Source organism: Methanosphaera sp. ISO3-F5, assembly GCF_034480035.2.
In the GTDB taxonomy this organism is placed as follows: Archaea; Methanobacteriota; Methanobacteria; order Methanobacteriales; family Methanobacteriaceae; genus Methanosphaera.
Genome location: NZ_CP118753.2, coordinates 875,339 through 899,030, shown reverse-complemented (window position 1 = coordinate 899,030; position 23,692 = coordinate 875,339). Strand labels below are relative to the sequence as shown.

At 28.2% G+C, this 23,692-nt stretch carries 26 protein-coding genes; 17 read left to right on the top strand and 9 right to left on the bottom strand.

Translation table 11 applies throughout. From position 1 onward, the window contains the following. Window positions 1-108: 108 nt before the first annotated feature. Both PXD04_RS15755 and PXD04_RS15750 read right to left on the bottom strand, forming a co-directional pair. Entirely contained in the window at window positions 109-771 is a 663-nt protein-coding gene (locus PXD04_RS15755; protein ID WP_323735774.1) for a flavodoxin family protein, read from the bottom strand. A gap of 22 nt (window positions 772-793) precedes the next feature. Continuing rightward, window positions 794-1,399, bottom strand: a complete 606-nt coding sequence (locus PXD04_RS15750; protein WP_323735773.1) for a flavodoxin family protein — start codon at window positions 1,397-1,399, stop codon at window positions 794-796. Window positions 1,400-2,111: 712 nt separating this feature from the next. Here PXD04_RS15750 and PXD04_RS15745 point away from each other — a divergent pair. From PXD04_RS15745 to PXD04_RS15730, 4 genes are all read left to right on the top strand, one after another. After that, entirely contained in the window at window positions 2,112-4,664 is a 2,553-nt protein-coding gene (locus PXD04_RS15745; RefSeq protein ID WP_323735772.1) for a hypothetical protein, read from the top strand. Further along, window positions 4,636-5,202, top strand: coding sequence for a GNAT family N-acetyltransferase (locus tag PXD04_RS15740; protein WP_323735771.1), 567 nt, complete (start codon window positions 4,636-4,638; stop codon window positions 5,200-5,202). Before PXD04_RS15745 ends, PXD04_RS15740 begins: the two co-directional genes overlap by 29 nt. 174 nt (window positions 5,203-5,376) lie before the next feature. Then, window positions 5,377-6,156, top strand: a complete 780-nt coding sequence (locus PXD04_RS15735) for a hypothetical protein (protein WP_323735770.1) — start codon at window positions 5,377-5,379, stop codon at window positions 6,154-6,156. Beyond that, entirely contained in the window at window positions 6,156-6,947 is a 792-nt protein-coding gene (locus tag PXD04_RS15730; RefSeq protein ID WP_323735769.1) for a hypothetical protein, read from the top strand. Before PXD04_RS15735 ends, PXD04_RS15730 begins: the two co-directional genes overlap by 1 nt. Window positions 6,948-7,656: 709 nt before the next feature. Here PXD04_RS15730 and PXD04_RS15725 read toward each other — a convergent pair. From PXD04_RS15725 to PXD04_RS15705, 5 genes are all read right to left on the bottom strand, one after another. Further along, the gene (locus PXD04_RS15725) at window positions 7,657-8,268 is read right to left on the bottom strand and encodes an MBL fold metallo-hydrolase (RefSeq protein WP_323735768.1); all 612 of its coding nucleotides are present in this window, start codon (window positions 8,266-8,268) and stop codon (window positions 7,657-7,659) included. Between the two features lie 17 nt (window positions 8,269-8,285). Beyond that, entirely contained in the window at window positions 8,286-8,435 is a 150-nt protein-coding gene (locus PXD04_RS15720) for a hypothetical protein (RefSeq protein ID WP_323735767.1), read from the bottom strand. Between the two features lie 12 nt (window positions 8,436-8,447). Next, window positions 8,448-8,870: a bacterioferritin gene (locus PXD04_RS15715; protein WP_323735766.1), complete on the bottom strand. Its 423-nt coding sequence runs from the start codon at window positions 8,868-8,870 to the stop codon at window positions 8,448-8,450. A gap of 114 nt (window positions 8,871-8,984) precedes the next feature. Beyond that, window positions 8,985-9,440 (bottom strand): MarR family winged helix-turn-helix transcriptional regulator, encoded by a 456-nt coding sequence (locus PXD04_RS15710; protein ID WP_323735765.1) that lies wholly within the window; start codon window positions 9,438-9,440, stop codon window positions 8,985-8,987. Between the two features lie 156 nt (window positions 9,441-9,596). After that, entirely contained in the window at window positions 9,597-10,337 is a 741-nt protein-coding gene (locus PXD04_RS15705) for a 3-oxoacyl-ACP reductase family protein (protein ID WP_323735764.1), read from the bottom strand. A 192-nt stretch (window positions 10,338-10,529) separates the two neighbouring features. Between PXD04_RS15705 and PXD04_RS15700 the strand changes: the two genes are divergently transcribed. Continuing rightward, window positions 10,530-11,177, top strand: coding sequence for an HAD family hydrolase (locus PXD04_RS15700; protein WP_323735763.1), 648 nt, complete (start codon window positions 10,530-10,532; stop codon window positions 11,175-11,177). A 418-nt stretch (window positions 11,178-11,595) separates the two neighbouring features. Further along, window positions 11,596-12,042 (top strand): MarR family winged helix-turn-helix transcriptional regulator, encoded by a 447-nt coding sequence (locus PXD04_RS15695; RefSeq protein WP_323735762.1) that lies wholly within the window; start codon window positions 11,596-11,598, stop codon window positions 12,040-12,042. Window positions 12,043-12,108: 66 nt separating this feature from the next. Here PXD04_RS15695 and PXD04_RS15690 read toward each other — a convergent pair whose 3' ends face one another. Beyond that, a complete protein-coding gene (locus PXD04_RS15690) occupies window positions 12,109-14,088 on the bottom strand; it encodes a cation-translocating P-type ATPase (RefSeq protein ID WP_323735761.1) in 1,980 nt (659 codons plus the stop codon). A gap of 216 nt (window positions 14,089-14,304) precedes the next feature. Here PXD04_RS15690 and PXD04_RS15685 point away from each other — a divergent pair, with 216 nt between their 5' ends. From PXD04_RS15685 to PXD04_RS15665, 5 genes are all read left to right on the top strand, one after another. Next, entirely contained in the window at window positions 14,305-14,451 is a 147-nt protein-coding gene (locus tag PXD04_RS15685) for a hypothetical protein (RefSeq protein ID WP_323735760.1), read from the top strand. 112 nt (window positions 14,452-14,563) lie between these two features. Further along, window positions 14,564-14,728 carry a 4'-phosphopantetheinyl transferase family protein gene (locus PXD04_RS15680; RefSeq protein WP_323735759.1) on the top strand — a complete coding sequence of 55 codons (165 nt, stop codon included), beginning with the start codon at window positions 14,564-14,566 and terminating at the stop codon, window positions 14,726-14,728. Between the two features lie 11 nt (window positions 14,729-14,739). Further along, a complete protein-coding gene (locus PXD04_RS15675) occupies window positions 14,740-14,886 on the top strand; it encodes a hypothetical protein (protein ID WP_323735758.1) in 147 nt (48 codons plus the stop codon). Between the two features lie 324 nt (window positions 14,887-15,210). Next, window positions 15,211-15,678 carry a YczE/YyaS/YitT family protein gene (locus PXD04_RS15670; protein WP_323735757.1) on the top strand — a complete coding sequence of 156 codons (468 nt, stop codon included), beginning with the start codon at window positions 15,211-15,213 and terminating at the stop codon, window positions 15,676-15,678. Further along, the gene (locus tag PXD04_RS15665; RefSeq protein ID WP_323735756.1) at window positions 15,653-15,856 is read left to right on the top strand and encodes a hypothetical protein; all 204 of its coding nucleotides are present in this window, start codon (window positions 15,653-15,655) and stop codon (window positions 15,854-15,856) included. The genes PXD04_RS15670 and PXD04_RS15665 overlap by 26 nt, the downstream gene beginning before the upstream one ends. A gap of 2 nt (window positions 15,857-15,858) precedes the next feature. Here PXD04_RS15665 and PXD04_RS15660 read toward each other — a convergent pair whose 3' ends face one another. Further along, window positions 15,859-16,251, bottom strand: a complete 393-nt coding sequence (locus PXD04_RS15660) for a nuclear transport factor 2 family protein (RefSeq protein WP_323735755.1) — start codon at window positions 16,249-16,251, stop codon at window positions 15,859-15,861. 313 nt (window positions 16,252-16,564) lie between these two features. Between PXD04_RS15660 and PXD04_RS15655 the strand changes: the two genes are divergently transcribed. The 6 genes from PXD04_RS15655 (at window position 16,565) to PXD04_RS15630 (ending at window position 23,621) form a co-directional block, all read left to right on the top strand. Beyond that, complete coding sequence (locus tag PXD04_RS15655) at window positions 16,565-17,482, top strand: CorA family divalent cation transporter (protein ID WP_323735754.1); 918 nt, start codon at window positions 16,565-16,567, stop codon at window positions 17,480-17,482. Between the two features lie 235 nt (window positions 17,483-17,717). Continuing rightward, complete coding sequence (locus PXD04_RS15650; RefSeq protein WP_323735753.1) at window positions 17,718-17,945, top strand: alcohol dehydrogenase catalytic domain-containing protein; 228 nt, start codon at window positions 17,718-17,720, stop codon at window positions 17,943-17,945. Between the two features lie 33 nt (window positions 17,946-17,978). Further along, on the top strand, window positions 17,979-18,719 hold the full coding sequence (locus PXD04_RS15645) for an NADP-dependent oxidoreductase (RefSeq protein ID WP_323735752.1): 741 nt from the start codon (window positions 17,979-17,981) through the stop codon (window positions 18,717-18,719). 948 nt (window positions 18,720-19,667) lie between these two features. Continuing rightward, window positions 19,668-19,892, top strand: coding sequence for a FeoA family protein (locus tag PXD04_RS15640; RefSeq protein WP_323735751.1), 225 nt, complete (start codon window positions 19,668-19,670; stop codon window positions 19,890-19,892). A gap of 315 nt (window positions 19,893-20,207) precedes the next feature. Next, on the top strand, window positions 20,208-21,392 hold the full coding sequence (locus PXD04_RS15635) for an AAA family ATPase (protein ID WP_323735750.1): 1,185 nt from the start codon (window positions 20,208-20,210) through the stop codon (window positions 21,390-21,392). 1,038 nt (window positions 21,393-22,430) lie between these two features. Next, complete coding sequence (locus tag PXD04_RS15630) at window positions 22,431-23,621, top strand: ATP-binding protein (RefSeq protein WP_323735749.1); 1,191 nt, start codon at window positions 22,431-22,433, stop codon at window positions 23,619-23,621. Window positions 23,622-23,692 lie beyond the last annotated feature (71 nt).

The window sequence follows — 23,692 nt, the reverse complement described above, 5'->3', positions numbered from 1 at the left end:
GATTCCAAGAATAAATATTTTGAAAAAATCATAATTACAGGTAAACTTTTTTTACCCGAAAAAATAGTGGTGATGAAAAGTAGGGGAATATTCTGGTTGAATAGTCATTTACTTCCCAAATATATCCCTTACTATCTGTGTACCTATGTTATATGCTTCTTCTAAATCTTTTGGGAATTGTTCTTTTTTCTGTTTTTCTTTTGCTTCCACATTAAATCCGTGTTTGTATAATGAGTAATCATTGAACTGGTATGTGTCATAGGACTTTAGTGAGTATGGTTTTCCGAATGCGTATTCTATGTATCCTTCCACTGAGTTATATATGGAGTCTGCGTACATTTGGTTACTGTACTCTTCTGTAACATTCATGTTGTATATGAATGCTGTTGGTTTAGGATTTGCCAGTGTTTCTCCTCCGTATACATATTTTGGGAAGATTAGTCTTTCCAGGAAGCTTCTCATTTGTCCTGTTACATTTCCGAAGTATATTGGGCTTCCGAATATTATTGCATCACTGTTCCATAGTTTTGGGAGTAACTTGTTAAGGTCATCCTTTATTGGGCATGTTCCATAGTATTTGCCGTCTATTTTTTTGCAGTGAAGGCAGGATTTGCATCCTGTATAATTTAGATTGTAAAGATTTATTATTTCTAATTCTGCTTCTTTGTCTTGTTTTTCTAGTTCATCGGTTATGCCTTCTGCTGTTGCGTCTAGTAGTTGGGCTGTGTTGTATTTTTTACGGTTACTTCCATTTATCAGGTATATTTTCATTATTTTTTTTCTCCACTTTTTTTTAGTGTATGAAGTTCATGAATGTTTTTGGTTCTCTTTCTGGTTTTTCTGTGTTTGTCAGGTTTTTGAGCATCCATGCCATACTGCGTGCCAGGTCTCTCATTTGTTGCATTCCTTCAATGTCTTGTTTTACTTCTTCTGGTGTGTTTCCATGTACTGCATTCCAGTATTGTCCTGATGCTATTGGCATTCTTGTGATTGTGAAGTATTTGTTTAGTCTGTCAAATGATGGTCCTGCTCCTCCTCTTCTACAGCTTACTACTGCTGCTCCTATCTTGTTTTCGTATGCTTGGCTGTTCTGGTAGAATGCTTTGTCTAATGCTGCTGCAAAGGATCCGTTTATGTTTGCATAGTATACTGGGCTTCCAAGTATTATTCCATCTGCTTCCTGCATTTTTTGTGCTAGTTTGTTTGACACGTCATCATATACACATTTTCCGAGTTTTCTACATGCGTGGCATGCTATGCACCCGTATACTGCATCATTTCCTATCCAGAATATTTCTGTTTCTATGTTTTCTTCTTTTAGGATTGTTTCTATTTCTTTTAGTGCTGTGTATGTACATCCTTCTTTTCTTGTGCTTCCATTTACTAGTAGTACTTTCATTTTTTTCACCTATATTATTATTATTTTTCTTTTTATTGTTATTTAAGAATAGGTTAATTTTTTTTTATGAATTATTAGTTTAGTGGATATATAATAATATCATATGATATAAAATTATTTCTTCTGAGAAGAATTTTAAAAAAAAATAGAAAAAATGGATAAGTTCTTAAACCCGTTCTGTTTGAGAGATGAATTAAAATGAACACATAGAGATGATTAAACATGAACATAATCTTTTTTTAGTTTAAATAAGAACTTATCTCTCCCTCTGACCACTATTTCTTCCGGATATAATATAATTTAACTTTTTGTTAGTGGTTCCCCATTCCCATAGATTTTTTAGTAATGTAAAGTTTTAAGGAGCTTCATTTTATTAAATAATAAGAAATCTATAGAAATTACATCCCTTATCGAAGTTTAATAAACATTATTTTTTTTTGAGATGATACCGATATTAAACTTCTAATATACTATTTGGAATAAAAAGTATATAAACTTTTCTAAAAAATTATTCCAATACGAACATAAAATATCAAAGACACTTATAAAAATCTGGAAAAATATCTGCAATACATAATATATTCTTCAAAAAATACCCAAAATGGAATAAATAAGAAAAAATAAAAGCATTAAAAAATAACAAAATCTGACCTTAAAAATTATTAACAAAAAAATTATAGATATAATACTATAATAAATGATATGTGATTTTATGTCTCAAGAAAACCTAAACAAATATCCTCTAAAAATAGAAAACAATGAAATACAAGAAGACACACTAGAATTCACAATAATTAACAATACAAACCAAGAATGTACCATATACTTAAACAATAGCATCATAACAAAAAGCAATGATAAAAAAATAAAAATTAAAGAGGATATTTCAAACACTTACATCAGCAAATTCAATATAAAAGCAGAAACAAAGGACAAATTCATATATAAATCAGTTAACAGAGACTTAAAAGATTACTTTAAAAATCTTAAGAAAACAATACTCGGAAAAGATAACACATTCTTCCTCATAAATGATAGAAACGAAGAAATCAGACAACACTACGATAAAAACTACGAATGCAACCTTGACATAAATAAATTCAGACACAGCACAGAAACAAAGAAAAATTACCTTAACAAGAAAGGCATAAAGTATGGACTATTTGTTGTACCTGATAAGAGCATCATACTTAGAAACAAATTACCATTCAAGACAGATACACCAGAACGCCACACAGATAAATTAAAGGACACCCTGCATGATTTAAGTAATGTTATTTCAAGTAATGACTTTTATAAAAACGATACCCACATATCAAGCAGATCATCCCCCAAGATTGTGGCCCATATCATATCAACATTACATAATACTTCTCACGAAATCATACTAGAACAGTTAGATGAATGTACACATTTTAAGAAAGACGAACATTTAGGTGATCTTTTCAATATCCAAAACTGGTCTTATGATCGAGACGAAATGTTTCATGAAAATAAGTATATAACTACAGATAAGTTAGAGTTAAATACTCCAGTAGAAAAAGTGAATTTGAACAGTATACCACCTGTGTTCAGACATATTTCCAGAAGAGACTCCTATTATTTCAGGAATGAACACAGCATCTCAGATAAGCGTGCTGTAATATTACATGATTCCACAACTTTAGTACTGATGGATGCATTAACTGCTTATTATAAGGAAGTATTCTTTTATTGGGATCACTGGTTTTTCAATGATAAACTAATTGAATGGTTTAAACCGGATGACGTTCTTGAAATTAGAACCGAACGCTTCCTTGATAACCCACAATACCAAATAGTAAATGATGAATACATAGTTAAGTTTCCAATATCTGCACAGATGAAAAAGTTTAATATTGATGAAAACACTTTAAATGCACAAATTCTCATAAAGGATTATAGACAGTTACCAGTAAAAACAATTATTAAAACATTCCTTGATGACACTCTAATACGTGAAGAAGAATCCAGTGAGTTATATTACAACTTTAACTATTCATTAAATAATTGTGATTATGGAGAACACACACTACTATTTAAAATTAAAAGCAAATACAAATACAGGGAAGTAGTCCAGGACTTTGTTTATGAAGAAAGTCTTGAACCACTATTTAAAGACCTGAAACATACATTTAAGGGATTGAACAACACATTCTTTATTGTTAACGATAATTCTAATGAGATTAGACAACATTATGATAGGATGTATAATTCAAAGTTCAACCAGAAAAAATTCCTAGAAAGTTTATCTTCCAAGAAAAGTTATCTTGAAAACATGGGCGTTAATTATGGAATTTACATAATACCAGACAAAAGTGTTGTATTAAACAGGTTCTTACCCTTTGATAATCCACCATTACGTAAAATAACCAGTTTAACAGAACACCTTGTTGATTTAATTAAAATAATAGACGAAGAGGATTTTCTGATTAATGATACAAATGTTTCTATGTGTGCAGGACTTAAAATAGTAGCATACATACTTAATAATCTGCATAAAAACAAGACTTTCGAAGAATATTATGATGAAATGTTATCAAAATTAGATATAGTTGAAGATAAGCATAGAGGTAACTTATTTACTAAGCACAGCTGGTCATACCCTAATGAAATACAATTGCATGACAAGTTTTATGCAATAGATACCAAGTCATTAACCCTTAAAGAAGAAGCAAGAGAATATGCTGAAGAAGAAATTCCATTAGAATACAGAATGTTCTCTACAACCAAAAGCAAATACTACCATAACAACAACAGCATATCAGATAATAAAGTGTTAGTACTCTGTGATGATTCAGTTAAACCATTAATTCCAGCACTGATATCATATTACAGGGATGTGTTCTTGTATCAGGATTTATGGTATTTTAATAAGGATTTAGTAGAATGGCTAGAACCATCAGATGTACTTGAAATTAGGGGAGAACGTACACTTGAGAATGCACAATACCAACTTGTCTCAATAGAAGACAATTTTGTCATACCAATAACCAGAAAAGTTGAGAAATGCATTTTAGACAATAACCGGTTATCCATCAAAATAGCATACTATGATCTTAGGAATATCCCAGTTGTATCATCCTGCAAAATACTTGTTGATGATACAGTTATTGATAAAAAGGAAATTAATGGCATTTTAGATGCGTCTTATACGATAACTGATGGAAAACATAGGGTTAAGGTTATTTTAGATCCTACCAGTACCACCAAGGGCAATGTATATAAACAGACCGTCGGAGAGTGATCTTATTTACCTTATCAGACCATCAAAACTATATGAAAAGAAGATATTAAAGTTTAAAGAGGAATTTTTAGCCAATAATGAAACAATTAGTGGTGGCGAGCTACTAGACAAACTTGATTTTAGTGAATGGATAAATTATGTGAACAGGAATTCCAATAAAGATACTGTTTCACCCGATTGGGTTTTGACAGATATTTTCTTTGCTGTTGAAGAAGACGAATTTGTTGGTGTTATCTCATTTAGACATAAATTGAATGATTTTCTGAAAGAATGGGGTCATATAGGATATAGTGTCCGACCTTCCAAGCGTGGAAAAGGTTATGCTAGTGCCATGTTAAGTGAGATATTATCTCTTGCTAAACGGATTGGATTATCTGAAGTTCAATTGTCCAGTTATGAAGACAATATTGCTTCTGTAAAAACTATTCTAAAAAATGGTGGCATGTTCATTAGAAGTTTTAAATATTTAGACAATGTTGTTAATGTTTATATAATTTCTTTATCACCCGCACGGTCAACTAGGAATATTTGCTGTTAAAAATCATTCTATTAATAGATTAAATTAGCTTATATTAATTTTATAATTAAAAAAGAAAATAATTAAAAATTCAAATAATGTATAAAATCAAAAACTATCAACATTAGAGACCAAATGTTAATATAATTTAAAAAATAAAGATTAATATATAAAAAGAGAATGTTGGTGAACATTTTGGAATTATTTAGTGAAATAATATTTCAATTTGCTATCGTAATTTCTATTTTTTTAGTTTTAACCCTAATTGGTGGGTTTATATATAATAAATTAAAAAATAATTATTTGAAATCTATAAATGTAAATGAATTATTGCCTGAAGATGAAGTACATTCTTTAAGACAAATTTTTTATTTAATAATGATGGCATTATGTATTGTTAACGTTTTCTATGCATTGATTGGAGAAGGAACAGAACTACTGATCTATTTCCCAATATTTGATATAATACTTTCATTATACTTTGCAATTATAATTGATAAAACGCTGACAAAAAATAAGATAGTATGGTTGTTACTTATCCCATATGGATCTTTATCATTTTTATTATTCAAACATGATTTAGTCATATATCTACAAGTGATACATGTTTTAATCTTCTTATACTTTGCAAAAGTAAATTATGACAAATTTATGGAATATACTCATTCAAATGGTCTTGGACTGACTATAATAATATTGTTTTTAATAATATTTTTAAGCTTCTTCATTACCCAATATGCTGAAAATGTTAATGCATTAGATTCCCTAGTGATGATTTCCAATGAATTCACAGGAAACGGTTATGGTATTTTTGGAAAAAGCATAGCTGGTAAGCTTAATAGTTTACTTCTAGTATGGGGAGGATATGTCATTTCAGGAGCAAGTGCTGCAACATTAACTGCAGCGATTTTGGTTAAGCATTTCAGAAAAAGATTTGAAGAATTGGAGAAATTAATTGAAGGAGAGGATAAATAATGGAAAGTTCGTCCGTAATTTTTCTCATTGTTCAATTAGTAGCAGTTATTGGAATTTTTGCTGTTTTAGCATATGTAAGTAATTATATTGTGAAAAAGATTTATTCAATGCCTAGTCTTGAAAATTCAAAGTTTTTAAATCCTGTAGAATACTTTCCTCATGAACAAGTATTACTTTTAAAACAAGTTTTTTACTTGATAATGATATTAGTATTCTTAATGATTGATTTATACTTGATATTTGACATGACTGGTTCACAGTACATATATGTTTCGGATATCATTATTTCCATATATCTTTTAATTAATCTGGATAAGAAATCCTCTAAAGATAAGATTATCTTATTTTTATTGATTCCGTTTGGTTCAATAACTAATTTATTGTTTGGACCTACATTAATTAGTTTGTTGGATGTTTTCCACATTATAGGATACATTTACTTTATGGGAGTATATTATCGTAAATTTGTAAAATATACTGAAAATAATGGTTTAGGTATAACTATAATGTTATTATATACTATTGTACTGGTTAGTTTTTTATTTACTATGCTGGTTGAAGAGGTAACTCCTTTAGATTCAATAGTTATGGTAACGAATGCATTTACAAGTAACAGTTTTGATCCTGCAGGAAATTCAGTTATTGGAAAAGTTGATTCATTAGTATTGGCTTGGGGTGGATTTATGTTATCCGGAGTTGGTACTGCTACATTATCAGTTTCAATGATACGCAGATATATTGATCGTGAATTTGATGAAATGGAAGATTTAATTAAAAATAAGAAAAAATGAGAAATAATTTATCTTAAATGAAAGATGTTGTTTTGAATAATGTTTTTTCATTTTTTTATGGGGAAGATTTTATCCATTGTATTGTATTATCCTTATTTTTTCTAGGGTAATTTGTACTGGAATGGGTAGTTATATTTTCTTTCCAAAATTCTACTTTTTTTTAAATAGTTTTTTTTATGTATTATTTAATACATGTTTTTAAATTTTTTTTAGGATGTTATTTATTTTCAAAAATTAGGATGTTAAGTACGTATTTGGGTAAGTATCATTTTATTTTTAAGGTTATGATAGTATCAACAGGTTAATTGTTGATACTATTTTCTTTCTAAGGATTTTTTTAGTTGATTTATAACCTTGATGTGTTTAAATATTATGTTTTTCATTTGTATAGGAGGTTAGAATTTTTCTTTTAGGTGTTAGTCTTTTTAGGCGATTAGTATATGACTTTTTATTTATATTATGTTTTATAGAATGTTATGAGGCGTATAATATTAAATGCTTTATTTTTTTGTTGTTTTGATTTTCATCCTCCTTTTGTTTTCTTTTTTTGTGATTGATTAGTTTTTTATAACTATTGTTAATTTTTTTCTGTTCACAATTATTATTATAATAACAATGTTATATAAAGGTTTTGGTAAAAAAAAATCTAATATAAAAGAAGAATTAATAAATCAAAAATGAAAAAAAGAATATAAAATAATTAAACCAATTATTCTGGTTTAATACTTTCCGGTTCATTATCTAAATCAATAATAGCTTGATTTTCAAGGTTTTCAGGACCTAAAGACGTGTGAGTTGAAAGATAAACCGTAGGATTATTTGATATAAATTCACGTACATTATCCAAAGTTTCACGTGCCTTATCAACATCTTCAAAAACCACTGATAACTTGTTTGCATATAATGCTTCATCAGTATATGTTACATCACCATGAATCATAACATATTTATCATCATCTTCAACAATCACTATACTATTTCCTGTTGTATGTCCTGTTGCTTCCATAAGATAAATTCCGTCAACTATTTTCTCTGATTTTTCAAAGTTATGATAAGATCCACTGGTAAATTCAACTGGAACAATATTATCTCCATCAAGTTTCATTTCCTCAGCTTCTGTTTTAGATATGTATACCTTTGCATCAGGAAAACTTCTTATTTCACCGGTATGATCGTCATGCTTATGTGTGATAAGTATTTTTGACACGTCTTCTTTTTTGTAACCTAGATTTTCCAGTGCTGTTACATAGTCTGTGATTTTTTCCCCCATATATAATGGTGCTTCATCATTACGCAGAATTTCAGGTGTTTCTTTTGGCATACCCGTGTCTACTAGAATTATTTCATCACCAGTTCTATCACATAGTTTTGTAGGCTTGACCTATATTTAATTGTTGGATCAAACTTATCTACTCCTTCTTCTCCACCGAAAGCAAAGGATTGTGTCATGAACCCATTTTCATATAATTTTACTGCTTCAATTTTCATATTAATCAGTAATTATAATTGATTGTTTAAGTAGTTTTGTATACCTATTTTTTCGATGAGTTCAAGTTGTGATTCTGTCCAGTACATGTCTTCTTCTTCATCTTTTAGGTATTCTTTCATTAAGTCATATGTGGTTATGTCAAATATTCCGGATTCCATTAAGTCAACAATTACTTTGATTCCATCTTTGGATACTTGTAAATCGGATTTAAAGTATTCTTGTACATCTTCATATAATTTTTGTGCAGGCATTTCATTTTGTACTAATATTCCACCTAAATCCATGATTCTGTCCATGAATTGTTCTACAAATTCTATTTCTTCTGTTGCATGACCCTGATATTTTTCTTCAAGTTTTGTGAATCCTTGTGCTCCGAATATTTTTGCTTGGAATCTGTGTTGCATTGAATTTGATGATAAATCGGTTACTATCATTTGTAATACTTTTAATGTTTCTTATTTATTTGCCATGTTTAATTACCTCACATATATTTTAGACTTAACTCAGTTAAGACTATTAAAATATTTAGTATACAAAATATACAAATATTATTTTATTTCTACAGATTTTTCAGAAATCTCATATAATCTGTCCTTAAAATCTACTAATTTCTCTTCATCAATCATATCCGAAACTTTTGTTTCCCACTCAATACTAAATTTTAATAAGCTAAAAACTGTTAATTCACCATCTTTTGTTAGTGACAATACATTTTTACTTTTGTTATTCTTATCTCTTCGTCTTTCAACCAAACCTTTTGATTCTAATTTCTTAAGCATCTTAGCAACATTTGCCTCAGAAACATACATTAAATCTGCCAAATATTTCTGGGATACGTTTTTATTATAGAAAATGTTGAATAAATATAAAAATTCCTTAGTTGTGATATTTTTATTTTTTAAATGATTTTTTAGAAAATTGTTATAATTTAATAAAATATATTCCATGTACATAGTAAATGGTGTGAAATATTTTAGTTCTTCTTCCAAGTTAAATTTAACCATAATACGACTCCCATATATTTATATTTGTGTATTAAATTATTAATTTTAATTTGAAAATAAAAGAAATATTGTGGACGAAAAATGTTAAGTGTAAAAAAATAGATTAAAATGGATTATGAATCATAATCCTATAAAGAATTAACGAAAAGAATGAATTTATTGTAGTACAAATCCACCGTTTGGTGAGATTACTTGACCAGTTAGGTATCCTGCTTCGAGAATGTATCCTAGTGCACCTGCAATATCTTCAACATCACCTATACGTCCGAGTGGTATGGTTGCTGCCAGTGCATTTAGTTCATCCTGGTTTACTCCTCTTAGCATATCTGTCATGATCATTCCAGGTGCTATAGCATTTACTCTTACTTTTCTTGGTGCAAATTCTAGTGCTAATGCTCTTACTAATCCAATTACTCCTGTTTTTGCTGCACAGTAGTCTGCTTGGTTTATTACTCCTGTCATTCCACCTACACTTGCAGTACATACGATTGCTGTGTCACGGTCTACCATGTATGGTAGTGCTAGGTGACTCATGTGCATCATACTTACAAGGTTTGTGTTTATTACTCTTTCATATTCTTCTGGTTGAAGGTCTATGAAGTTACAGTTATTGGTTATTCCTGCATTGTTTACTAGTGCATCGATTGTGTCACCGAAGGTTTCTATTGTTGTGTCTACTAGTTTTTTACAGTCTTCGAATTTACTTACATCTGCTTGTACTGCTATTGCTTCTACTCCATATTCTGATTTAATTTCTTCTACTAATTCTTCGGTTATTTGTTTGGATGAGTCGCTTCTGTAGTTTATTGCAACATTATATCCTAGTTCGCCTAGTTTTAATGCCATTGCTCTTCCTAATCCTCTTGATCCACCAGTTATTATTGCATTTTTTGCCATACTATAATTTCCTCCAAATTGTAAATTTTATAATTTTTTTATAGTTTTTAATAATTGTTATCATCGACTTTATTAATAAAATTTTCGATAATTTATAATGATTTATAATGATAAAATTTTTAAGATACAACACACCCATTAATTAACACCAAAAAACAAAAATAATAACAAACAATACAAAGGAGCAAAACTATGAAAAAACTATGCATATTCGACTTCGACGGAACATTATTCGACACACTACCTGACGTAGCAACATGCTTCAACCAAACATTCCAAAAACTAGGATACGAAGCACTAAACCTGGAATTCTACAAAAAATCACTGGGCGGAAACATAGATGAAATCCTAGCAAAAATCCTAAAAGAAAACAACACACCAGAAAACATAGAAGAAGTAAAAAGCACATACGAAAAAATATACCATAACAACCCAAAAGAAAACACTAAAATATATGCAGGAATACATGAAACACTAAACAAACTACAAGAAAAAGGATACATCCTAGCTATAAACTCAAACCGGGATCCCACATCAATAAAACATTTCCTAAACAAATATACGCCAAATATAAAATTCATAGACATACAAGGACACGTATCCTACAACCCATCAAAACCAGACCCATACGGAGCAAATACAATAATAAAAAAAGCAAACGTAACAAAAGAAGAAACAATATACATAGGAGATTCACATACAGACATACAAACTGCAAAAAATGCCAACATTGACTGCATACTAGTTACCTGGGGATATGGAGTAGGAAATGTTTACCAAGACAAGTACCCAGTTAAAATAATAAATAAGACAGAAGAAATAACAGATTTTCTAGATTAATCAACAGTTATCATTTTATTCATCAGATTACCTTTTTTTAATACTATTTTTGTAGAATTTATGTCTGTTCAAGTTTCTATAGAATGAGTAAATCCATACCAAACCAACAATTATTATACAAACAGTGTATATGTAACTGTTTTCATTTAACGGATTAAAAGTAATATAAGTTATAATAAAAATCAGAAATAAAATAAATGCAGAACCAGTTACAAGTAATTGAATTCTTGATAACTTATCTAACTTACGAATTTTCAATTTGAATCATCCCACATAATAACTAAATAATAATTCATCATATATTCCTAGTTTTTGAAACCCCATACACCATAGATTACATTAAATAATAGTCTATTAAAGATAATATTTAGAATTTTTCATGTAAAAAATAAATAAATTAACAAACAAAAAAGAATATATGAAACTTCCAGAACAATTTAAAGAAGAAAATATAGAAAATATCCGCATATACCATTATGTAGAAGAATTAGTTGTTAGTTATAAATCCCACATGGAACCATTAATTGAAGAAACAGGCATCTCACTAACCGAATGTCCCTTTTTTATCCGAATAGGCTTTTCAGAGAATAGTAATCAACAAGAACTAGCTGAAATGTTTAACGTTAGTGAAGGTTACACTGCAAAATTACTCAGAAAATTTGAAGACAAAGAATTAATTTCAAGACGAGAAGATCCTAATAATAGAAGAAAAAAGATAGTGACCCTAACAGAAAAGGGTATACAGAAAATGGAAGAAATTATGTCACTAGTTGACCAATGGGAAGAAAAAGTTAGCAGAAATATTAGTGATGATGATTATAAAATTGTTAAAAATGCATTGTTTAAAATGGTGAATGAACAGTAATCTCATATTTTTCATTCAATTAACTATTATAAAAAAAATATTGATATGGAGGGAGGTTAAAAGTTTTTATTCATCAAATACGGTAGCTACTGATGCTACAGTATGTGATTGTTTTGGTTTTTCATATTCTATTTTTGTATCTGCTTTTGATTTTTTAATATAATCGGAGAAGTCCCTGTTATATAGTGATGCTGCTAGCAGTACTACTGCACATGATCCTATGTTATGTACTAGTGCTCCTGTAATCGGGTTTAGCCATCCAAGTACTGAGCATATTATTGCTACTGCATTTATCATCATGGATATGGTTATACTTAAATGTATTATGAATAGTGTTGAGTTGGATAGTTTTTTAAGGTATGGTAATTTTTCTATGTCATCTCCGAGAAGTGCTATGTCTGCTGCTTCTATTGCTATGTCACTGCCCATTCCACCCATTGCTACACTTACATTTGCAGTTTTTAGTGCTGGTGCATCGTTTACCCCATCTCCTACCATGCACACCGTTTTTCCAGAGTTTCTTAATTCTTCTACTAGTTCAACTTTGTTTTCTGGTAGTAGTTCTGAGTGTATGTTTTTTATTCCTATTTTGTTTGCAAAGTAGTTTGCAGCTTTATGATTGTCTCCTGTGAGGAGTTCTACACTAGTATTTAGGTCATTTTCTAGTGAGTTTACTACTGGTTTTGCGTTTTCTCTTAGTACATCTGATAGTCCTATGATTCCTATTATTTTTTCGTTTAATGCTACTATGATTGATACTTTTCCTTCGTTTCTTAGTTTGTCTAGTTTTTCTGTTTCTTCTTTGGTTATTTGCATATTGTTTTCGTTCATGAATTTTATTGTTCCGGAGTATATTGTGTTGTTTTTGTATACTGCTTTTACTCCTTTTCCTGGTATCATTGTGAATTCGTCTGGGTCATTATATGTGTATCCTTCTTTTTTTGCATGGTTTACTATTGCTTTTCCTATTGGGTGTTCTGATTTGACTTCGGATATTGTTACTTGTTTTAGTAGTTCTTGTTCGGATATTTTGTTGTCGAATGATATTATGTCTGATACTTCTAGGTTTCCGTAGGTTAGGGTTCCTGTTTTATCGAAGGTTATTGTATCTACATTTCCCATTGTTTCTAGTGCTTGTCCTGATTTGATTAGTACTCCTTGTTTGGTTGCTTGTCCTATTGCTGCCATTATTGCTGTTGGTGTTGCTAGTATTAATGCACATGGACAGAATACTACTAGTATGGTTACTGCTCTTTCTATGTTCCATGTTACTACGTATGCTCCTATTGCTATTAGTAATGCTATTGGTACGAGCCAGGTTGCCCATTTGTCTGCTATTCTCTGAGTTGGTGCTTGTTTTTCATCTGCTTCTTCTACCATCCTTATGAGTTTTTCTAGTGATGAATCTTTTCCTACTTTGGTTGCTTTTATGTCTATTGCTCCGTATAGATTTAGGGTTCCTGCGAATAGTTCATCGCCTACTGTTCTGTCTAATGGTAATGATTCTCCAGTCATGATTGATTGGTCTACGGATGTGTCTCCAGTAATTATTGTTCCATCTACTGGTATTACTTCTCCTGGTAGTACTCGTAGGTAGTCGTTTATTTTTATTTCTTCTGCTTTTACTATTTTTTCTTGTGTTTCTCCGTTGTTGTTTATTATTAATCTTCCTTGTTGTGGTTTTAGGTTAATTAGGTCTTTTAGTCCTTGTTTTGATCTTTCTACTATGTAGTCTTCTAGGAGTGCTCCTAGTGCCATGATGAAACATACTTCTCCTGCTGCGAATATTTCGCCTATGAATATTGATGCTACCATTGCCATTACTATTAGTAGTGCTGATGATACCCAGTGTTCGTATATGAGTCTGGTTAGTGCTAGGTATACTAGTGGTATTCCACATATTATTATGGTCATCCACGCCGGATCGAGGTATATTGGTACTGATGTTCCTGTTAGTACTAGTATTAGGCTCATTAGTAAGAATATTCCTCCTATTATTGTCATTTTTAGCCCTTCAAGGGTTTTTATAATTTTTGTTATTTGCATAAGTATTACTCCTATTTAAATAAATTTGCTTACAAGTAATACTTTTGTAATACTAGTATTTAAATGAATTTACTAAAAAGTAATACTTTTGTATTACTAAGCATAAATATTATTCGTAAAGTAATACAAATAATCATAAATAAATTAACCCAATAAAAAGAATAACTAATATTATACTACTAAAAAGATCTTCAACAAAACTAAAGGTACAAACCCATGATAAAAATAGCCATATGTAACATAAAAGACTTAAAACTAGAAAAAGCAATAAAAAAAGTCTCACAAAAACGACAAGAAAAAATAAACAAATACCATTTCATGAAAGATAAAAAAACTATCCTGTGGAGCAGAACTACTACTTAACCACTTATTACAAGAAGAAAAAATAACCCACCCCATATACAAAGAAGATTTCTATAAAAAACCATACATACAAAACCACAAAATAGAATTCAACATAAGCCATAGCAAAGAAATGGTAGCCTGTGCAATATCAGACAAACCAATAGGAATCGACATAGAATACATTGATAAAAACATTGACCTAAACATAGCCAAACACTACTTCTATAACAACGAATACAAAAACATCATCCAATCAAAAAACAAAGCAAAAGAATTCTATAAATACTGGTCTTAAAGGAAAGTTTCATGAAATATACTAGCCTAGGCTTTAATATTAACCTTGATGAATTTAACATAGACTTACAAGAAGAACATATAAATGTAATACTAAAAAATAAGAAAAAAACAAAAAAACAAAGACAGAAATATAAAACTAGAAAACATAAAATTTAAATTATTCGAATTACAAGATTACATGTTAGCAATTTCCAGCCAAGAAGTAATAAAAGATTACAACTTCTCATTATCCGGATTTGATAAAATACTAAAAATAGAATAAAATCCCTGATAGTTAAAGAGACATGAATTCTTTAACTTTAAAAACATCAACACCCTTTTATTTAGTTTATCCCAAAAAAACAAAATATTACTAATTCTAAGAAAAAATATTACACTAACTACCAAATTCACACCCCAAAAAAATACACAACAAGAACCCCAGATAAACTATTAAATTATAAAAATAGAAACAATTATAAAACCATACCCCAATATAATATGAATATTAAGACAATAAATTATAAAAGATATGGCGTTTATTTACTCTCACTATTCATTATTTCACTAGGTGCCTCCTTATCAATCAAAGCCAATCTAGGAACCTCACCACTAATTTGCATACCATATGTTTCAAGTTTAATTACAAAACTAAGTGTAGGCACTACCAGCTTCATATTTAATATCCTGCTAATTTTTCTACAAACACTACTTTTAAGAAAAGACTTTCATAAAAGACAATACTTACAAATACTAATAGGAACAATTTTCAGCATATTTATAGATTTTACATTAATGCTAGTAAGTCCAATTAATCCCACTGATTACATATCACAATTATTACTATTACCCACCAATTGTATTGTCATGGCATTTGGTGTTTTACTTGAAATTAAAACAGAAGTAGTTTATCTGCCAGGTGACGGTATTATTGTAGCCATAAGTGAAGTTAGTAAAAGAATTTGGTAAAGTAAAGCCTTTCATAGACACATCATTTGTTATAACTGCTGCAATACTATCAGTAGCCTTTTTAGGTTATCTTGCAGGTGTACGTGAAGGAACAATCATATCCGCACTAATCATTGGACCTATACTCAGAGTTATGAGAATCCACCTCGGTTATTACTTAGATCAGTTTTTAAAATAATATTAATTATCCCATTTTCCGAATAACCATGTGTTATCAACCAGTTCAAAATCTGCTACCGTATGTAATGTCCATACACCCTTCATACCATATACTTTTGCATCAAGAGTTACATCAGCTACTAATTGAGCATGATTTCCCATAACTTTTATCCTCGGATTTTGGATTGTTGATTCATAATAATTTAATGTATTACCCATGATTTCCCCGATAAACTCCTCCTTTGTCTGAGTTTTACCAGACATATGCGTTAATGTATATCCATCAAGTATTATTTCATGTAATTTTTCTTCATCCTTATCAATCATGGCTTGCTGAAATTTTTCAAACTGTTCTAAAACTTTTTTCTGCTCATCATTTAATGTTTCGTTAGATGTGATTTTTACATTACTCATCCTATCAAGTCCTGTCCTCTTTTTTAACAAAATTGAATACTATACTTTGAATTTTATTTTTTAATGTTAATATAATTTCTAAAAAATAGCTAAATATTCCCAGATTATTAATTTATCGTTTTTTTCTAATTGTATGAAAAATTTCATTGGAATTAATATATTAGTTTAAAATAATATCTATTCTACCTTTGTTTTATTATAAAAAAATGTTAATATAACATATTTTCCTTTTCCAACAACATAAAAGAACTTATTAATTAAATAAAACAAACTAATATTAACTATATAATTGTATATGGTAGGAAGTGATAACATGTATTATTTAATAGGTGAAAGATTAAAAGAATGCACCCAAGAAGAATTATCAAATACGAATAAACAATATGTTGCACTTCTTACATCGAAGGAATGGACTGATGAAAAACATCTATTTAAGATGGGTATAGATTTTGAACCAAAAACTACAGATATACGCGTAACAAAAGCAGAAGAAAACTATGATTCTATAACCGGCACCTTTTTCATACCAAAAAGAAAAGATTTACAATCTGAAGAAGATAAGTTTGCCTTTGCTTTAGATGAAAAGGGAATTGTATTCATTGATGATACAAGAGCATCAAGGAAGATTATTAAAAAGATACAGAGAACAAAAAAATGGAGACTTCCCAGTCTTGAACGGTTCATATATGATTTTCTTAATGAAATTATTAAGGACGATTTTCGCATACTTGAAAGATATGAGGATGAACTTGACAATATGGAAAGTAAAATAATTAATGATAACGATTCATTAACATCCAAACGAGTTAATGAAATCAGGATAGATAACAGGGATTTGAAGAATCATTATGAACAGTTACTTGACTTGGGAGAAGTATTTGAGGAAAATGAGAATCAATTCTTTAAGGAATACAACCTTCGTTACTTCAGATTATTTATTAACAGGGTTGAACGATTACGTGATACATCTAACTCTATAAGAGATTATACGAAACAGATTCGTGATATATATAAAACTCACTTGGATATTAAGCAGAACCATATTATGACCATTCTTACTATGGTTACAACAATTTTCACTCCGTTGATGTTTATTGTTGGATGGTATGGTATGAACTTTAAGTATATGCCCGAACTAGATTACACGTGGAGTTATCCTACATTATTCATTATAAGTGTAATGATTAGTATTCTGATTTTATACTTTTTCCGGAGAAAAAACTGGTTATAACCCCCCCATTTATTCATTTTCTATCTTGTTTTCTAGGGTTGACTTAATTATTTATATTTTTAGTGGGATAAGATTAATTCTTTTTTATATATGATTATTAAGAGTATCCCTATGAAGTATTATCCTTGTTTTAATGTTTTAAAGTATTTATTTCCCATATTAACAGAGTATTATGAATATATTGTAAAATATTTATCATATGAAGATTATGATTAATGATTATTGGTGAAATATTTTGAAAGCCGCTGTATTAGATAAGTATGATAAGAATGGATGTGAACTTAGAATAGATAAAGTAGCAACACCCCTTGTTGGTAATGATGATGTTTTGATTAAAGTAAAATATGCAGGAGTAAACCCTCTTGATAATATGATAATAAGAGGTGAAGTTAAACTTATAACACCATATAATCTGCCATTAGTATTAGGTAATGAATGTTCGGGTATTGTTGAAGAAGTGTGATGTGATGTTAGCGAATTTAAACCTGGTGATAGGGTGTATTGTAGGCTTCCACTGGATAATATTGGTGCATTTGCTGAATTTGTTAGTGTGGATAAAAATGCTGTTGCAATGATTCCTGATTATTTGGATTTTGATGAGGCTGCTTGTGTTCCTTTAACTGCTCTTACAGCTTTTCAGGCATTTGATTTGTTGAATGTTAGAAAGAGTGAGAGTGTGTTTATTTCTGGTGGTACGGGTAGTTTTGGGGCGATGGCTATACCTATTGCAAAGAGTTTGGGTTTGAATGTTATTACTAGTGGTAGTAAGAGAAACGAGGATCATGTTACTAAGTTAGGTGTTGATAGGTTTATTGACTATAAGAGTGAGGATTATTCTGAGATTTTAGATAATGTTGATTATGTTATTGATACTCTTGGTGAGAGTGAGTTAGAGAAAGAGTTTAAGATTCTTAAAAGGGGTGGTTCTCTGGTTTCTTTGAAGGGTATGCCTAATGGTGAGTTTGCTTCTAGGATGAATATGCCTTTGTATAAGAGGTTGTTGTTTGAGTTTGCTGGGTTAAAGTATGATCGTTTGGCTGGTAAGAATAATCAGAAGTATTATTTCTTGTTTGTTGAGTCTGATGGTGATCAGTTAGAAAGAGTTTCCAGTATTTTTGATGAGAATCGTGTTGATGTTTCTGTTGATGAGGTTTTTGATTTGGATCATGTTAATGATGCTCTTGGTAAGGTTTTTAATGGTGGTTCTAAGGGTAAGACTCTTGTTAGGATTTGTTAATCCTTTTTTTTCTATTTTTGTTTATGGTTTTTTAATTATTTTTTAATGATTTTTGGTTAATGTTTATATAGTGTTGTTGTCATACTATATACTATACCCATAGGGGTATAGGTAAAATATAATTAACTCCAAAAATTATAAAAACAAAAACATAATATCATTTAAAATCACATATTTAATAAAATAAACAAAACATTTATTTTAGTTTATTAAGACTAATGATCAACCAAAATTTATTACATCCACTAAATAATTGGTTGACCAAACACAACACTTTTTTTAATATATTAATTTAAAATAACAATTTTTGTAAATATTTCAATTACAGAAATATAATACTTTTCATAAACCTATACATAGTAATACTTATTGATAATTATGAACAGGGACATGCACATAACATTCAGATAGAAGAAATTAATGATCATATCAAAGTATGTCCTTATGATGATATTAGAATCGAGATTTAGTTTTTTCTATTTTTTTGAAGTTTTTTTAACTTTTTTTAATATTTTTTGATGTAATCTTTATATAGTATGATTATGATATCATATATTATACCCATAGGGGTATAGGTAAATATAATTGACTCCAATTATAAAAACTTAAAAAAAGATATCATTTTTAATCACATATTTAATAAAATCAAAAAGGAAATGTTTATTTTAGTTTATTTAAACTAATTCAACCAGATATAATATAAATGGTTGAAAAACATTACATTTTTTTAAGAATACATAATATAAACTAAATTCATAAATTAAAAAAACTTAAATTAAGTATATTTAATTTGAATTTTAGAATCGGATTTGTAAAAACATTTATATACTAATAAAAGCATAGTATATATTATACCTATAGGGGTATAGGTAAAGTTAAATCACCTAAAAAAGACATGAAGATAAAACAAATATAAACTTATAAACATCAAAAAAGGAGGACAACATAATGCCAAAAACAGTAGATGACCTAAAAATAGGAGAAACAGGAATAATAAAATCACATAAAATAAAAGGAACCCTAGGAAAACACCTAAGAGAAATGGGACTAATAAGTGGAATACCAGTAAAACTCGAAAGAAGAGCACCACTCAACTACCCAGTAGAAATAAGAATACAAGGATTCTCATTAGCACTAAGAAAAAACGAAGCCGAAGCAATCATACTAGAATAAAAACCTAATCACCAATATGATCTTCGCTTCATAACTTTTTACAAAATCAACTCCAAGAAAAATACTATTTTTATAAAAAAAAATTTCAATTAATATAATACTTTAATAGTTTTTATAATAATTAAATAAATTAAAACTTTAATCTCTATTAACTTATAATTTATTCACATCATGAATACATCATTAAGTTATTCTATAAATGAATACATATTTTAACATGAAATATATTTAATTTTTATTTCATACCTGATTACTTATTCATATATTGAATATGTTTATATGTTTTATAAATATAAATAATAATAGGTGACAGTGATGATTCCATGGGGAACTAGAGAAAATTTACGAGACAATGAATTTTACAATAGAAAAAGAGAATTAAATAATATAAAAAGCCTTTTAGAAACAACATCCCAAGGCAATGCTCCTGAAATATTATTAACAGGACTAAGAGGTGTTGGAAAAACAGTATTTTTAAAAAGAATAAAAAACGAATTAGATCAAGACTATCTGGTAGTATATTTAAACTTTTCAAAAGCAGAATGTTATCAGAAAAATAAATTATCCATCAAAGGATTAATGGAATATTTTTTAAGAGAATTTCTCATCGAATCAAAAGAAAAAAAATTAAACACATTAGATAAAAAAATAGAAAAAATATTTAAAACAAATAATTTTAAAATTAAAGATTTTATTCAAATAGACAAATTTCCAGTACCCATATTTACTCATGAAACAGATGTTGAAAAATTATTTGATTTCGTATTAACATTACCCGAAAAAATATATGAAAAGAATACAGATAAAATAAAAGGTATATTAATCTTCATTGATGAATTTCAAATTATTAAGGAATTAAATGATTATAAAGAATCATTTCTCTGGAAATTACGAAGTTACATTCAAAATCAAAACTATGTATCATACATTTTTTCCGGGTCAATGAGTTTACAAGACGAATTAATCACTGAAATAGCCAGTCAAAGAGGTGCTTTTGGTGGAAGAATGTTAACAATAAATTTAACACCATTCGATAAAGTAACAGTAAAAAATTATCTGAATCAAGAAGCTCCCAATCTCCTTTTTAATAAAGAAGGATTTGAAAGATTTTATAAGTGTACATCAGGTATACCCTCATACGTAAATATATTTGCAACATTACTTCCCAAAGACATAGAATTAAATGAAAAAGATGTTATAAGAGAATTTGAAGAAAAAATTACAGTGATAAATACTCATTTAATAGTAATTTGGAATAAACTTACTCTACGTGAACAAAATATTATTATATCATTAATTGATGAACCTTTACAAAGAAAAGATATTGCTAAAACTTTAAATGTCACTACAGGATCAATAAGTAAACCTTTAATAAACCTTCAACATCAAGAATTAATTATATTGGAAAATAATTATTATCATATTAATGATAAAATTCTTAAAAGGTGGTTAAAGTTAGAATTTGAAAATAATAAAATTTATCCTTTAAGATTAGATTAATAAAAATTAGTCTCAACGTTCAATTATTATTATTTAATTTTAACTCATATTATGTTTTAAAAAATAGATGATTTAATATTACAAATATAATGATTTTTCTGCTGAAATAAGGAGACAAATATCATTGGAATATTAAATATATGATTAATATACTTAAATCTTAGAAATTATATTCATTCATATAATATATAAATAATTATTTTATCATAAAATTAAATTATAGCCATTATAAATCAAATATATTGAAATTAATTATTATTTAGTGATTTGTTTTAATTTATTTTTTTATATTTTTTAGGAGAAAATTCTTTTTTAATAGTTTTTGATGAATAAAATATTCCAGATGAAAATTGTTTGTTACTTTTATTATTTTTTGGTGATTTTTGCCTGTTTTGGGAATATTCCAGCCTCTTTTTAGTTCGCTATACTTAGGTTTAACGAAGTAAAATAAAAACACTGAAAAACAAGAAAAAAGAAACAAAACAAAAATACCAAAAATCACCAACCACATATAGATGTCATATACAAAAAATGAACTTTTAATAAAAATATTGAAAAACAAGAAAAAACCAATACATACAAAAAAATAAATAATAAAAAAAAATACAAATAACAATTTTTAACATAAAACATTAATTAAAAAATCTAGTAAATTTTGATGAATAATTCCATCTCTTGAAAAATCAAGATGATCCATACTTAAAACATATTTTGGATAATTATCCTTCACTTTCAATAATGACCTAAACTCTCTTTCAACCGTTTCTTCAGAATATAATAAATAAGAAACTTGAATATAAACAATTTGTTTATCTTTTTCAGCAATAAAATCTATTTCAAAATCATTTGATTGACCAATTTGTTAGATATTAACAACATAAGAGATTATATTCCATTATTAAATATAATACTTATTATTATTAGTAATACAATACAAATATATTATTTTAAGTAATAGTTATTATTAGGAATAATATAAATTTTATATATTATCAAAGATAATACATATTATTATAGGAAATAAATTTGGTGAATGATATGAGCAATCTTGCATGGGTCAATAATCAAGAATTAAATGAAGATGAATTTTATAACAGAACAGAAGAAATTGCAAATATTACAGCATTACTAAATTTAACAGCACAAAATAATGCCCCTTCAATATTACTTACAGGAATTAGAAATGTAGGAAAAACAGTATTTTTAAATAAAATCAAAAAAGATCTAGAAAAAGATTTCCTAGTAGTATACATGGACTTTTCACATGCAGAATGTTATCAGAAAAATAATATGAATCCTATGGGTTTATTAGAATACTACTATAAAGAAATTATAGATGAATGTAAAAAAAGAAAATTAGTAAACTTTGAATATAGTATCAGGAAATATTTTAAAACTAACGATTTTCATATAGAGAATATAATCTCTCTAAGAAACATTCCAATCCCATTAATAAATTCTGAAAAGAATTTTGAAAAATTAAAAGATTTTGTATTCAATTTACCAAATGAAATTTTGAAGGAATACAATGATGTTATAAAAGGTGTTATTATACTAATTGATGAAATACAAGTTATTAAGGAATTAGGAGAATATTTAGAGTCTTTTTTATGGATTTTCAGGAGTTATAGTCAGAAACATAACAATGTAGCATATGTATTATCTGGTTCTATGAGCTTACAAGATGAGTTAATTCCAAAGATTTCTTCACAGAATGGTGCATTTGGTGGTAGAATGTTAAATATTCAATTGGATCCATTTAGCAGAGAAACTACTAGAAATTATTTAAATAAGAATGCGCCTGATCTAATTTTTACGGAAGCTGCTTTTGATAGATTTTATAAATGTACTTCTGGAGTTCCAGCATATATAAACATATTTGGAACATTATTACCAAAAAACATTGAATTAAATGAGAAAATGGTTATTGAAAATTTTGATAAGAACATTTCAAGTATAATATTTCATTTGATTAATCTTTGGAGCAGATTGTCACATAAGGAACAAAACATATTCATATCCTTACTGGAGAAACCATTAAAGCGAAAAGAAATAGCTGAATGTCTTGGTGTAACAAGCGGTTCTCTTAGTTTATCTTTGAAAAAACTTCAAAATCTTGATTTAATAAGTTTAAAAGATAATAAGTACAGTATTGATGAAAAGTTACTTGCTCGATGGTTAAAAATAGAGTATGAAAAATATGAGGTATATCCTTATATCATTGATTAAAAATTTATCATTACTATTAATAATAATTATTATTATAAATATTACATAATGCTAATATTGGATGGTTCTAT

Coding starts and splice junctions, on each gene's coding strand:
- PXD04_RS15715 (WP_323735766.1), bottom strand. CDS start 8,870: ATGATAGTAACCGATTTATCATCAAATTCAATGCAACACAGATTCCAA.
- PXD04_RS15705 (WP_323735764.1), bottom strand. CDS start 10,337: ATGGCAAAAAATGCAATAATAACTGGTGGATCAAGAGGATTAGGAAGA.
- PXD04_RS15690 (WP_323735761.1), bottom strand. CDS start 14,088: ATGCAAATAACAAAAATTATAAAAACCCTTGAAGGGCTAAAAATGACA.
- PXD04_RS15755 (WP_323735774.1), bottom strand. CDS start 771: ATGAAAATATACCTGATAAATGGAAGTAACCGTAAAAAATACAACACA.
- PXD04_RS15685 (WP_323735760.1), top strand. CDS start 14,305: ATGATAAAAATAGCCATATGTAACATAAAAGACTTAAAACTAGAAAAA.
- PXD04_RS15660 (WP_323735755.1), bottom strand. CDS start 16,251: ATGAGTAATGTAAAAATCACATCTAACGAAACATTAAATGATGAGCAG.
- PXD04_RS15675 (WP_323735758.1), top strand. CDS start 14,740: ATGAAATATACTAGCCTAGGCTTTAATATTAACCTTGATGAATTTAAC.
- PXD04_RS15670 (WP_323735757.1), top strand. CDS start 15,211: ATGAATATTAAGACAATAAATTATAAAAGATATGGCGTTTATTTACTC.
- PXD04_RS15700 (WP_323735763.1), top strand. CDS start 10,530: ATGAAAAAACTATGCATATTCGACTTCGACGGAACATTATTCGACACA.
- PXD04_RS15740 (WP_323735771.1), top strand. CDS start 4,636: ATGTATATAAACAGACCGTCGGAGAGTGATCTTATTTACCTTATCAGA.
- PXD04_RS15730 (WP_323735769.1), top strand. CDS start 6,156: ATGGAAAGTTCGTCCGTAATTTTTCTCATTGTTCAATTAGTAGCAGTT.
- PXD04_RS15640 (WP_323735751.1), top strand. CDS start 19,668: ATGCCAAAAACAGTAGATGACCTAAAAATAGGAGAAACAGGAATAATA.
- PXD04_RS15750 (WP_323735773.1), bottom strand. CDS start 1,399: ATGAAAGTACTACTAGTAAATGGAAGCACAAGAAAAGAAGGATGTACA.
- PXD04_RS15725 (WP_323735768.1), bottom strand. CDS start 8,268: ATGCCAAAAGAAACACCTGAAATTCTGCGTAATGATGAAGCACCATTA.
- PXD04_RS15655 (WP_323735754.1), top strand. CDS start 16,565: ATGTATTATTTAATAGGTGAAAGATTAAAAGAATGCACCCAAGAAGAA.
- PXD04_RS15710 (WP_323735765.1), bottom strand. CDS start 9,440: ATGGTTAAATTTAACTTGGAAGAAGAACTAAAATATTTCACACCATTT.
- PXD04_RS15630 (WP_323735749.1), top strand. CDS start 22,431: ATGAGCAATCTTGCATGGGTCAATAATCAAGAATTAAATGAAGATGAA.
- PXD04_RS15720 (WP_323735767.1), bottom strand. CDS start 8,435: ATGAAAATTGAAGCAGTAAAATTATATGAAAATGGGTTCATGACACAA.
- PXD04_RS15745 (WP_323735772.1), top strand. CDS start 2,112: ATGTCTCAAGAAAACCTAAACAAATATCCTCTAAAAATAGAAAACAAT.
- PXD04_RS15695 (WP_323735762.1), top strand. CDS start 11,596: ATGAAACTTCCAGAACAATTTAAAGAAGAAAATATAGAAAATATCCGC.
- PXD04_RS15635 (WP_323735750.1), top strand. CDS start 20,208: ATGATTCCATGGGGAACTAGAGAAAATTTACGAGACAATGAATTTTAC.
- PXD04_RS15680 (WP_323735759.1), top strand. CDS start 14,564: ATGGTAGCCTGTGCAATATCAGACAAACCAATAGGAATCGACATAGAA.